Genomic DNA, 12,821 nt, shown 5'->3' with positions numbered 1-12,821 from the left:
GTGCGCTTTACCTTTCCTTAAGCTGTGCCGCTTAACGCCGTGACACCCTCGGCCGCCTCTTTTACAATCCGTGAATGACCACTTTTTGGGGCTTAGCATGCAGGCTGATATTTCTCTGATTATTCGACTTCAGCAGAAGCTGTTCGCCGATCCGCGTCGGATCGCGCTTTTGCAGCAGATTAAACACACCGGCTCCATTAGCCAGGGCGCGAAACTGGCTGGCATCAGCTATAAAAGCGCCTGGGACGCCATTAATGAAATGAACCAGCTGGCGGAACGCACGCTGGTTGAGCGCGCCACGGGCGGTAAAGGCGGCGGCGGCGCGCAGCTTACCCGCTACGGTGAGCGTTTAATTGAACTGTTTCGCCTGCTGGAGCAGATCCAGCAAAAGGCGTTTGATGTGTTACAGGATGACCAGCTGCCGCTGGATAGCCTGCTGGCGGCCATCGCGCGTTTCTCGCTGCAAACCAGCGCGCGCAACCAGCTGTTCGGCACCTTGATTCACCGTGACGACGAGCAAGTTCAGCAGCACGTTGAGGTGCTGCTGGCGGATCGCCAGACGCGCCTGAAAGCTGCGCTGACGCGCCAGAGCGCCGATCGCCTGCAGCTCAGCGCCGGTAAAGAGGTGCTGCTGTTAATCAAGGCGCCGTGGATTGATGTGAGCCGTTCCCCTTCCGCTGCCGATAATCAGCTGCCCTGCACCATTAGCGCGATTGAGCGCGGCGAACAGCAGAGCGAAGTGCTAATGCGTCTGGCCAGCGGCGAAACGCTCTGCGCCACGCTCAGCAATCAGCAGGTCATGCAGCAGGATCTACAGCCAGGTGCGGCGGTGCTGGCACATTTCAATGCCGATCGGGTAATTATCGCGACGCTGCTCTGAATCGGTCGCGGTGGTTTGACAAGCTTGCAGCCAGCCATTAAAAAATCTTTTCACGCTGCAAAAAACGGAATGAAAAATGGCTACGTTGCAAATTTCGCAAGGCACGTTTCGTCTTAGCGATACCCGAGTCCTGACTCTTAATGATTTAACGCTGCACAGCGGCGAAAGCTGGGCCTTTGTCGGCGCGAATGGCAGCGGGAAATCGTCGCTGGCACGCGCCTTAACGGGTGAACTGCCGCCGCTACAGGGCCAGTTTGTCAGTGACTTTGTGCGCCCGACGCGCGTGTCGCTGGAGAAACTGCAAAAGCTGGTCGAGCAGGAGTGGCAACGTAACAATACCGATCTTCTGAGCGAGGGCGAAGAGGATACGGGACGCACAGCAGCGGAGATGATTCAGCTTGAGGTGAAAGATGACGCGCGCTGCCAGCAGCTGGCGCAGCTGTTCAACATTGAATATTTGCTTGAACGCCGTTTTAAATATCTTTCTACCGGCGAAACGCGCAAAGCCCTGCTCTGCCAGGCATTGATGGCGCAGCCGGATCTGCTGGTGCTGGATGAGCCTTTCGACGGGCTGGATGTCGCCTCACGCGCCAGCCTTGCCGCGCTGCTTGAGCAGCTGCATCAGCAGGGTTACACCCTGGTGCTGGTGCTGAACCGCTTTGATGATATTCCCGCTTTTGTCGATCGCACCGGCGTGCTGGCAGAGTGCAACCTTACTCATGTCGGCGCGCGTGAAACGGTGCTGGCACAAGCGCTGGTCGCGCAGCTGGCGCACAGCGAACAGCTGGCGGGCATGGCGGTGCCAGAGGCGGATAATCCTGACCAGCAGCCGCAGCTGGCAGCAGATGCGGCGCGTATTGTGCTGAAAAACGGCGTAGTCAGCTATAACGACAAACCGGTTTTACACGGCCTGAACTGGGAGGTGAAACCGGGCGAGCACTGGCAAATCATCGGGCCGAACGGCGCGGGTAAATCAACCTTGCTCAGCCTGGTGACCGGCGATCATCCACAGGGTTACAGCAACGATTTAACACTGTTTGGCCGTCGGCGCGGCAGCGGCGAAACCATCTGGGATATCAAGCAACATATTGGCTATGTCAGCAGCAGTCTGCATCTGGACTATCGCGTGGCAATCAGCGTACGTAACGTGATCCTTTCCGGTTACTTTGATTCTATTGGTTTGTATCAGGCGGCGTCCGATCGACAACGTAAGCTGGCGGACGCCTGGCTGACACTGCTGGGGATGGCGACGCAGGGCGATACGCCGTTCCATAGCCTGTCGTGGGGACAACAGCGTCTGGTGCTGATTGCGCGTGCGCTGGTTAAACATCCGGCGCTGCTGATTCTGGATGAACCCTTGCAGGGGCTGGATCCGATTAACCGCCAGCTGGTACGGCGCTTCATTGATATCTTGATCGCGCAAGGCGAGACGCAGCTGCTGTTTGTTGCGCACCATGCGGAAGATGCGCCGCACTGTATTACCCATCGCCTGAGCTTTGTCCCGCAGGACGATGGCTACCGTTACGATATTACTGCGCTGAACTGATCAAACGGCCCGGACAAGCCGGGCCAGAAAACCATGGCGCGCAGGCTGGGCCAGTTATTCCTCATCACCCTCCTCCCTTATGTTTAGCTCACTAAACAAAACAGTAACTTTCTGTGTAACCGCTACCACTAATGAATCTCTTTAAGGACTTGGGCTGCCTGAGCAATGCGCCGGATGACGGTAAGCTGTGAGGGGCAATTAAACAGCGACTTTCCTGTCTGACTTGCCCTTTCCGGGCTTTTAGATAAGGGAAATATGTACTACGTGAAATATCCACCAATATTACAACCAGTCTTAAAGTAAAAAACTATAATGTTCACGTCTGTAAAGCAGATTACCACCCCAGTTCCTGCACAGAGAAAAATCATTCTACTATCGGAACATAACTTTTCCTCTTACAAATCAGAATAACAAAACCAGTTGCTGCCATAATAAAAGGCAAACCCCAGAATAGTTGCCAGCCATGTGCATCATCCCCTTTCATCACGTGATTATAAGCATGACCGCAAATTAAAGATGATAAGGAGACGCCCAAGCCGTTAATAAAAATGACTTTGAGCCCTTGCATTTGATGTAAATTGTAATCAAAGGATATTTTTTTGATATACATATCAAAGGAAATAAAGAAGATTACCCATGACACCCCATTCAGGATCAGCACAGTAATCATAAGAGGAAAGTTAGTATTCTCTATATAAATGGTCAAAAAGCTACGTAATGCATAGGTAAACGTACCAATAAGCATAAGGGATTCAATGCTTATTTTTATCATCATTAATGGTAAAAAAAGCATAGAAAGCAGTTCTGCTATAACAGCAATCTGCATAAGTATTGCGGGAGAACTAAATTCCATGTCATCGAGATAAACCGGCATATAGGCACTATAAGAAAGCTGAGATATCATCATAAGCAGGGCACAAACCAGAAAAGGCATAGCCTTCTTGTTTTGAATAAGCACTGCTGCATTCTTTAAATTTTTTAGTATTGAATGTGATTGGTTTTTGATTAAATCATTTTTTTTCAACGGAGCCATTAATGCAACGATTGACACGATAAAAGAAACGGCTGATGCAGATATATAAAGTAAATTGCTGTTTTCAATATTATAAAAACCCATAAAAAACCCGAAATCATAAAACCAAGAGTGCCTGACGCTCTGATAACAGGAAAAATTGTATCAGATCGAATATTCTGAAAGGTCAATGAACTTATTAGTGCTGTGGTTGGATAAAATAATACCCCTGCAATAAAAAAAAGTAAAATAATTAATAATTCATTGGCATACATAAAAGAAAAGTACAAACCAATCATGTTAACAGCATTAATGAAATGGAGTGATGAAAAAATTTTTTTAGGCGATGCCGATTTATCTGATATGTATCCTATAAACAGAGGGGATATTACTGTGGCGACTCCCAACAAAAAGAACACAGTCCTGATATGTTCTCCCATGCCATTACTGCTTAATACTATTCCAAGAGTCATACTCCATGAACCCTGAATAAAGAATTGTAAAGCAGTAATTGTTATTAAGCATAAGGACCCTTTATCAATCTTTGTCATTATGTGATCTCCCTAACATCAAGTTACATTTACTCAGGAATATCATTGTTTCAATTTCATTACAAGGAGTAAGTAAATCATGCATACAGGAATTTGCGGGATGGGATACTGGGGCAAAGTTATTCTTCGTCATCTTCTACAATTTGAAATAGTGAGCAAGATAACTATTTACGATCCAGCGGGTTTTTCTGCAGATTTGGAAATATTGTTATCAAACTCTAAAATATGCTGTACAACAACCGCTACTGATATTACAAAAGATCCAACTATAGTGGCAGTGTTCATAGTAACTCCAGCCGAAACTCACTTCCCCATAGCCTTAAATCTTCTTCAGGCGAGGAAACACATTTTTATTGAAAAACCAATAACAACCCGCCTTGATGAACTGAAGATACTCTTACATTTAGCTAAGGAAAATGGCAGAATTTTATATCCAGATCACACTTATCTTAAAACAGCCGAAATCAAGAAACTTAAAAAAATCATCGGCAGTGATAATCTGTTAGGAAGACCATTTCTTTATCAGTCTAATCGTTCCAATTTTGGACGATTTCGTTCAGATAAAAGTGTAGCGTGGGATCTTGCGGTACACGATATATATATAATTAAGCATCTTTTCTCTCAAAATCCAGTAGCCATCTCTGCCAGATGGATTAAATATGACAACAGTTATCCTGAGATAATGTGTAATATCAACATTACCTATGATGAGGGTCTAAATGCATCTATTATTACTAGCTGGGTCAGCCCAAAAAAATTCCGTGACATTGTTATTGTCGGTTCGAAAGGATCTTTTATTTATGATGATTGCCTTGAGCATAATAAGTTAACTTATTATTGCAAAGCAATCCCCAATAATTTAAATGAAGTTGTTTATGATACGACAGATATCAAAAAACAAATTACTGTTGAAAAAAACGATGCAATTACAGACCAAATTTCTTATTTTTTTACACTAATAAATAGTAATAACCTTGAAAACGATGAAGCTTCACTTTCTGTGGATGTTATAAAAACGTTAGAGGCTATTGAATATTCCGTTCGTAATAATGGCCGCATGTATTACTTCATCGAGGAAAATGATAATGTTAATAAAGTACCTTGACCTGACTGCTCAATACAGGAAAATCCAAAGTCAAGCTGAACCGGTGATTCTTGATATACTAAAGTCTGGGAATTATTGTTTAGGTGAATATGTTGCGTCATTTGAAAATGACTTTGCTGCGTATTGTGATACAAAATTTTGCGTAACCTGTAATTCAGGAACCAGTGCTTTACATATGGCTCTTCTGGCTGCAGGCATCAAAGAGGGTGATGAAGTTATCACTACCACCAGTACGTTTGTAGCAACTGTTGCAGCCATAAGACTCGTGAAAGCCACTCCTGTTTTACTGGATATTTCACTGAAAACTTTAAATCTTTCAACTGACTCAATTGAACCACATATTAATCATAAGACTAAAGCTGTTATTGCCGTCCATCTCCATGGAAACCCATGTGAAATTGATGAAATTAATCGTATATGCCGAAAATACAATTTAATTTTAATTGAGGATGCAGCTCAGGCCCATGGAAGTACATTTAAGGGCGTTAAAATTGGCTCAGTTGGAGATATGGCTTGTTTTAGTTTCTATCCCGGAAAAAATCTTGGTGCATGTGGTGAGGGCGGAGCGGTAATAACAAATAACAGTTTTTATGCTGAAAAGTTGCGTATGATAAGAGACTGGGGGTGTGAAAAAAAATATATCCATCTGTATGAAGGCTACAATTACAGAATGGACGCTATCCAGGGCGCGCTTCTTGGGATAAAACTACAATATTTAGAAGAGTGGACAGAACTCAGAATTCAAAAAGCAGAGTTATATAAAAAATCATTGGCAAAAAAACCTTTGAGATTGACGCAGGTTCTTCCCGAAGCCAGACATGTTTATCACGTTTTCGCTGTTATGACTGAGTTCAGAGATGAGCTGAAGAAATATTTATATCAACACGGCATTGAAACGGGCATACATTATCCTGTACCGGTACACAAACAACCGATATTCAGTGGGGTTTGTAAATCAAGCAACAATATGTCGAACTCTGAAACCGCTTGTGGTCAATTACTTTCATTACCCATCTATCCGGAACTGGATGATAACAAAATTATTTATATAGCAGATGTAATAAATGAATTTTACATAAGGACATAACATGAGCTTCGAATTCATAAGCAACGCTACGCAAAATAAATTAAAAAATCGTGAACCCTGGCTGGCTCAGAAAAATAACCATAACATAATTGATGTTAGTTTATGCGCCGGGCAGATGATAATACCCGGCAGCGATGATAAGCATTTTTTTCCATTGGCAGAGCGCCTGCATTTATTTAATAAAGAGTTATCACGCTTATTTCCTTACATTACCTTTTATGGGGTTGATTACCTGCATTCAACGTTGTTGACGCTATTTAATGATAGTGAAACAGCCTTTACAAACGCTCGTTTTGAAATAAAGAAACTATGCCAAAAAACCCTCGCGCACTTTATAAGATACCAGCCAATAAACATTGCGCTTCAGGATGTATTGCTAACCCCAAATGGCAGCATAATTCTGATGGGGAAATCCCAAGAGCTTCTTGATTTTAGGCAGGAAATTTATAGCACATATAATTTCCCTGATTGTCTGAAGAAAGATATTATTCATATAACGCTGGGAAGGTTATTACAAAACGAAACCGTAGAAAATATGGAGGCCATTAACAACTATCTCACCATTCAAGGAACCTTACATCTGCCATCGGTGACGGTAAATTCCCCTAAAATCATCATCAGCCGGGATACCCACTGTTTTAATATTGATACTGAGCTAACGCTTGACTTTAATTCAGCCATAGAGTCTGTCTCTTTTTAAACGCAAACTCAGGTACGCAAGCGCTTTTAATAAAGCTGAACGCGCATCAATAACTGAACAGTATTGCGGCGAAAGCATAGCAGGCGGGCTGATAAGCACTGGCTTTGCGGTCAGAACGCAACCTTTTGTACAAAAAAAACATCTTACCGGCCAATACTTGTACTTTTTCTAGCCGCTCCTGCCGCTGCTAAAAACCAGGAATTTTCAGCTTGTGTAAACGCTTCCATTTATCCAGACTGGATCACGCTTTACGTTTTTACCCTGTGCTATTTTTTATTCTGCGATTTCCGCTTTAGTCAGCTATCAGGACACAACATGGAAAAATTTAATCCGGTCGATCATCCACATCGCCGTTATAACCCGCTGACCGATCAGTGGGTGCTGGTTTCCCCACATCGTGCGAAACGCCCATGGCAGGGCGCGCAAGAGGCACCCGCCGTACAGCAACTGCCAAAACACGATCCCGACTGCTTTCTCTGTCCGGGCAATACCCGTGTCACCGGCGATAAAAATCCCGATTACCCCAGCACCTATGTGTTTACCAATGACTTCGCGGCGCTGATGGTGGATACCCCCGAAGCGCCGCAGAGCGACGATATGCTGATGCGCTGCGAAAGCGCGCGCGGCACCAGCCGGGTGATCTGTTTTTCACCGGATCACAGCAAAACCTTGCCGGAGCTGAGCCTGTCGGCGCTGGAAGAGGTAATCACCACCTGGCAGCAGCAGACCGCCGAACTGGGCGAGCGCTATCCCTGGGTGCAGGTGTTTGAGAATAAAGGCGCGGCGATGGGCTGCTCTAACCCGCATCCGCATGGCCAGGTCTGGGCCAACAGCTTTCTGCCCAACGAAGTGGCGCGCGAGGATCAGCATCAGCGTGCTTACTGGCAGCAGCACGGCTCGCCGATGCTGGTGGATTATGTGGCGCGTGAACTGAAAGATGGCAGCCGCACGGTAGTAGAAACCGAACACTGGCTGGCGGTAGTGCCCTGGTGGGCGGCCTGGCCGTTTGAAACGCTGCTGTTGCCGAAAGCCGCGATCAAACGTCTGACGGATCTGAGCGAAGCGCAGCGCAGTGATTTGGCGCTGGCGCTGAAAAAGCTCACCAGCCGCTACGATAACCTGTTCCAGTGCTCATTCCCCTACTCCATGGGCTGGCACGGCGCGCCGTTTAACGATGAAGAGAACGCGCACTGGCAGCTGCATGCGCATTTTTACCCGCCGCTGCTGCGTTCGGCAACGGTACGTAAGTTTATGGTTGGGTACGAAATGCTGGCAGAAACCCAGCGTGACTTAACCGCGGAGCAGGCAGCGGAGCGCCTGCGTTCTGTCAGTGATATTCATTTCCGCCAGACGGGAGATTCAGAATGACGTTAAAAACCACCACCGACCAAATTTTCCAGCAGCAGTTTGGCTATCAGCCGACGCACACCATTCAGGCGCCGGGCCGCGTCAATCTGATTGGCGAACACACCGATTATAACGACGGTTTTGTGCTGCCCTGCGCCATTGATTACCAGACGGTCATCAGCTGCGCCAAACGTGACGATCGTCAGGTACGGGTTATCGCGGTTGATTACGATAATCAGCAGGACAGCTTCTCGCTGGACGAGCCGATTATGAGCGTGCAAGAGCCAATGTGGGCCAACTACGTACGCGGCGTGGTCAAACATTTACAGCAGCGCAGCGGCGATTTTAACGGCGCGGATCTGGTGATCAGCGGCAACGTGCCGCAGGGCGCCGGACTCAGCTCCTCCGCCTCGCTGGAAGTGGCGGTCGGCACCGTGTTTCAGCAGCTTTATCATCTGCCGCTGGATGGCGCTGAGATCGCGGTAAACGGTCAGGAAGCGGAGAACCAGTTTGTGGGCTGCAACTGCGGCATTATGGATCAGCTGATTTCCGCGCTGGGTAAAAAAGATCACGCCATGCTGCTCGACTGCCGGACGCTGGGTACGCGCCCGGTGCCGATGCCGCAGGATGTCGCGGTGGTGATTATCAACTCTAACTTCCGCCGCAACCTGGTCGGCAGCGAGTACAACACGCGTCGCGAGCAATGTGAAATCGGCGCGCGCTTCTTTAGCCAGCCTGCGCTGCGCGATGTGGATATTGAGCAGTTCAAAGCGGTGGAACATGAGCTGGATGCGCAGGTGGCAAAACGCGTGCGCCATGTGTTAACTGAAAATGCGCGCACGCTGGAAGCGGCGGATGTGCTGAGCCGCGGCGATCTGAAACGCATGGGCGAACTGATGGCGGAGTCGCACGCTTCCATGCGTGATGATTTCGAGATCACCGTGCCGCCGGTGGATCATCTGGTAGAGATCGTGAAAGCTGTGATTGGCGATCGGGGCGGCGTACGCATGACCGGCGGCGGCTTCGGCGGCTGCGTAGTGGCGCTGATGCCGCTTGACCTGGTAGAGCCGGTAAAAGCCGCGGTCGCCAGCCAGTATGAAGCCAAAACCGGCCTCAAAGAGACTTTTTACGTCTGTAAGGCGTCGGAAGGAGCAGGACAATGCTAAACGAAGCGACTTCCCTGGCGCCCGACGGGCAGCCGTGGCGCATTACCGTGCTGCGCAACAGCCACGGCATGGTCGCCACCTTTATGGACTGGGGCGCGACCTGGCTTTCCGCGCGCGTACCGATGAAAGATGGCAGCGTACGTGAAGCGCTGCTGGGCTGCGCGACGCCTGCCGATTACCTCCAGCAAACCGCTTACCTGGGCGCGACCGTCGGCCGCTACGCCAACCGCATCGCCAACGCGCGTCTGGATGCGGCTGGCATTACGTTAACCGCCAATCAGGGCGCGCATCAGCTGCATGGCGGGCCGGAAGGCTTCGACAAACGCCGCTGGCAGATTGTCAGCCAGAGCGAAAACAGCGTGCATTATCGCCTTAACTCTCCGGATGGCGATCAGGGCTATCCGGGAAATCTTATCGCGCAGGTGGAATATCGTCTGGATGATAATAACTGCCTGTCGATTAACTGGGAGGCGCAGGTCGATCGCCCCTGCCCGGTTAATCTCACTAACCATGCCTATTTCAATCTGGACGCGCATCACGGCGACGCGCGCCAGCATCAGCTGCAGCTCAGCGCCGATCGCTATCTGCCGGTGAGCAGCGAAGGTATTCCGCGCGCGCCGTTACAGACGGTGGCAAACAGCGGCTTTGATTTCCGCCAGCCGAAAGCGATCGGCCGCGACTTTTTGCAGGATGAAGATCAGCGTCTGGTGCAGGGCTACGATCACGCCTTTTTGCTGAATGAGCGTGATGCAGAGCAGTCTGCCGCGCAGCTGTGGTCATCAGACAGCAAACTGAAGCTGACGGTGCATACCAGCGCCCCGGCGCTGCAGTTTTACAGCGGCAACTATCTGGAAGGTACGCCTGCGCGCGACCAGGGCAGCTATAATGCTTTCCAGGGCATCGCGCTGGAAAGCGAGTTTTTACCCGACTCGCCAAACCATCCGGAATGGCCGCAGCCTGACTGCTGGTTACAACCCGGCGAAACTTATCACAGCGTTACCCGCTATACGTTAACGGCGGAATAACATCAGGCTGAAAAACAGGCATCGCGCAGGCTGAGGTCTTACGCCGTGCGTCGATTTCCGTTATGGTAGGGCACTATCGATTGCCGTGCCGCGCGCGACGGCAATATAATGGTTTCATTATCATACGAGCGTTAAGGAGTTAAGCTATGGCTGTAACTAAGCTGGTTCTGGTGCGCCACGGCGAAAGCCAGTGGAACAACGAAAACCGCTTTACCGGATGGTACGATGTTGATCTGTCTGATAAGGGCCGCACAGAAGCGAAAGCAGCAGGTCAGCTGCTGAAAAAAGAGGGTTTCACCTTCGATTTCGCTTACACCTCCGTGCTGAAGCGCGCTATTCACACGCTGTGGAACATTCTGGATGAAGTGGATCAGGCCTGGCTGCCGGTAGAAAAATCCTGGCGTCTGAACGAGCGTCACTACGGTGCGCTGCAGGGCCTGAACAAAGCGGAAACCGCAGAAAAATACGGTGACGACCAGGTAAAACAGTGGCGTCGCGGCTTTGCCGTTACGCCGCCGGAACTGGATCGCAACGATGAGCGTTTCCCGGGCCACGATCCGCGCTATGCGAATCTGACCGCAGAACAGCTGCCTACCACTGAAAGCCTGGCGCTGACCATCGAACGCGTGATCCCTTACTGGAATGAATCTATTCTGCCGCGCCTGAAAAGCGGTGAGAAAGTGATCATTGCCGCTCACGGTAACTCACTGCGCGCGCTGGTGAAATACCTGGACGACATGAGCGAAGATGAGATCCTCGAACTGAACATCCCAACCGGCGTGCCGCTGGTGTATGAGTTCGACGAAAACTTCAAGCCGCTGAAACGTTACTATCTGGGCGACGCCGACGAAATCGCTGCGAAAGCCGCTGCGGTAGCGAACCAGGGCAAAGCGAAGTAATTCGTGATGCGAAATCATTCGTGATTTGCCAAAAACCCGCCGCCTGGCGGGTTTTTTATCGGCGTTTGTTGCGTACCCGCTATAGCAAATAAGCATGGGGTTTAACAGCGCGTTGCTGTTGCCTAATTAACGATTTTCAGGAATGTTGCCACTGGCTAATTAACGATTTGCAGAAGTATATATAAAAACCAGTTTGTGTAGGCAATAGTTTATTAGCTTTTTATTCGCAGTTAATTTATAAGCCCGACTTGCTTATTTATTAAATCATTAATTAGCCAATAAATAAAAACTTGTTAATAATTCCATTGTTTTCCCACCTCTCTCGTTAATGCCACCAGCAGATAATTTTCCTCTCTGCCAAAATAGTGGTCACTCTCCCTGCCAACTATTACCAGGCGCCTATTTTATCGCTTTTTTTTTAATTAAGCGCGCCCGTACCCTTCTTTAGTGCTATTAAAGTTATTAATATGCGTTCAGTTAATGCAATATTACCTTAGCAATGAAAATAGTTAGCAGAAAAACGCTCCGCTGCTGGCGGATTGGCTTTTCTGCGTTTTGGCACCCGAAAAACATCCCCTTTCCTACCTCAACCTGATAAAGGAATTATCATGAATAAAGTCACTACGCTATCCTGCGCGCTGTCGCTATTAACAATCCTGCCTGCCTCGCTGGCTGCCGCACCGGCTGCTGAATTAAAAGTAACCGGCACCATTGTGCCTTCCGCCTGTCAGCTTACATTGGATAATAATGGCCTTGTTGAATATGGGAAGATCCCAACTACTACTCTGAACAGAAATACATTCACACCTCTTGCACTTAAGGGAATGTATTTTAATATCAAATGTGAGGCACCGGCGCGCGTGGCTATTCTCGCTAAACCGGCGCGGGGTGTCAGCGCAGTAAATAAAGATGGTGCCTTAGGTGAGCTGGCAGATTCAGGCATCACCCTGGGTGGAATTAATGTTCCCGGTAAGGCCACTGCCGCCGGGCTGGGACTGCATAATAGCAAAGGCATTGGCGGCTATGCCTTAGTTATACACCCTACTTTCCATAAGGCGGATAATAAAGCTGTTAAGCTTATATTATCGGATAATACCGTCAGTTGGGCTGGGGTAAGCACAATACAACCTATGTTTTATGAATCCCGGACCTTACATTTCAGTTGGTCAAGCGATGGTAAGCAGCCCAGCAGCCATACCAATTTTGTGGGTGCATTTCAGATACAGGCCTATATAAACAAATCCACAGAACTGGACCTGGGCAAAGAAGTGAAGCTGGATGGGCTGGCGACCCTGGAACTGTTCTATCTGTAATGGTGCTGCTGGTCGGTGATTTTTCGCGGCCAGCCATCAATGAAAACACAGCTATTTTAATCACGGCTGGCTATCATTACTGCATAATTAATAGTCCAATTAAAATTAATTAGCTTACAATCCTAATTATATTTATATAACTCCTCTGTCTATTATCTAAACTATTAATTAGCCAATAAACAAAAACCCA

Annotated in this window: 10 protein-coding genes and 1 pseudogene; 10 read left to right on the top strand and 1 reads right to left on the bottom strand. The window is 48.4% G+C overall.

From position 1 onward, the window contains the following. Positions 1 to 97: 97 nt before the first annotated feature. Positions 98 to 880: a molybdenum-dependent transcriptional regulator gene (modE, locus tag J2X14_RS00155; RefSeq protein WP_352409208.1), complete on the top strand. Its 783-nt coding sequence runs from the start codon at positions 98 to 100 to the stop codon at positions 878 to 880. A gap of 76 nt (positions 881 to 956) precedes the next feature. Next, a complete protein-coding gene (gene modF / locus J2X14_RS00150; protein ID WP_352409207.1) occupies positions 957 to 2,426 on the top strand; it encodes a molybdate ABC transporter ATP-binding protein ModF in 1,470 nt (489 codons plus the stop codon). Positions 2,427 to 2,790: 364 nt separating this feature from the next. Here the strand turns inward: modF and J2X14_RS00145 are convergent. After that, positions 2,791 to 3,878 (bottom strand): annotated as a pseudogene (locus tag J2X14_RS00145) (MFS transporter). Between the two features lie 190 nt (positions 3,879 to 4,068). On the opposite strand from J2X14_RS00145, the gene J2X14_RS00140 reads away from it, so the two are divergent. From J2X14_RS00140 to J2X14_RS00105, 8 genes are all read left to right on the top strand, one after another. Continuing rightward, positions 4,069 to 5,094, top strand: a complete 1,026-nt coding sequence (locus J2X14_RS00140; protein ID WP_352409206.1) for a Gfo/Idh/MocA family protein — start codon at positions 4,069 to 4,071, stop codon at positions 5,092 to 5,094. Next, positions 5,075 to 6,181: a DegT/DnrJ/EryC1/StrS family aminotransferase gene (locus J2X14_RS00135; RefSeq protein ID WP_352409205.1), complete on the top strand. Its 1,107-nt coding sequence runs from the start codon at positions 5,075 to 5,077 to the stop codon at positions 6,179 to 6,181. The genes J2X14_RS00140 and J2X14_RS00135 overlap by 20 nt, the downstream gene beginning before the upstream one ends. A gap of 1 nt (position 6,182) precedes the next feature. Then, entirely contained in the window at positions 6,183 to 6,881 is a 699-nt protein-coding gene (locus tag J2X14_RS00130) for a hypothetical protein (protein ID WP_352409204.1), read from the top strand. A gap of 315 nt (positions 6,882 to 7,196) precedes the next feature. Continuing rightward, entirely contained in the window at positions 7,197 to 8,249 is a 1,053-nt protein-coding gene (gene galT, locus J2X14_RS00125; protein WP_352409203.1) for a galactose-1-phosphate uridylyltransferase, read from the top strand. Further along, on the top strand, positions 8,246 to 9,394 hold the full coding sequence (gene galK, locus J2X14_RS00120) for a galactokinase (RefSeq protein WP_352409202.1): 1,149 nt from the start codon (positions 8,246 to 8,248) through the stop codon (positions 9,392 to 9,394). Before galT ends, galK begins: the two co-directional genes overlap by 4 nt. Continuing rightward, positions 9,388 to 10,419 (top strand): galactose-1-epimerase, encoded by a 1,032-nt coding sequence (galM, locus tag J2X14_RS00115; protein ID WP_352409201.1) that lies wholly within the window; start codon positions 9,388 to 9,390, stop codon positions 10,417 to 10,419. The genes galK and galM overlap by 7 nt, the downstream gene beginning before the upstream one ends. 146 nt (positions 10,420 to 10,565) lie before the next feature. Next, the gene (gene gpmA / locus J2X14_RS00110; RefSeq protein ID WP_352409200.1) at positions 10,566 to 11,318 is read left to right on the top strand and encodes a 2,3-diphosphoglycerate-dependent phosphoglycerate mutase; all 753 of its coding nucleotides are present in this window, start codon (positions 10,566 to 10,568) and stop codon (positions 11,316 to 11,318) included. A 608-nt stretch (positions 11,319 to 11,926) separates the two neighbouring features. Continuing rightward, positions 11,927 to 12,631, top strand: coding sequence for a DUF1120 domain-containing protein (locus J2X14_RS00105; RefSeq protein ID WP_352409199.1), 705 nt, complete (start codon positions 11,927 to 11,929; stop codon positions 12,629 to 12,631). Positions 12,632 to 12,821: the final 190 nt, after the last annotated feature.

The organism is Mixta sp. BE291 (assembly GCF_031457955.1).
In the GTDB taxonomy this organism is placed as follows: Bacteria; Pseudomonadota; Gammaproteobacteria; order Enterobacterales; family Enterobacteriaceae; genus Mixta.
Note: the sequence above shows the minus strand (reverse complement) of the source record. Positions and strands in the feature narration are given on the sequence as shown.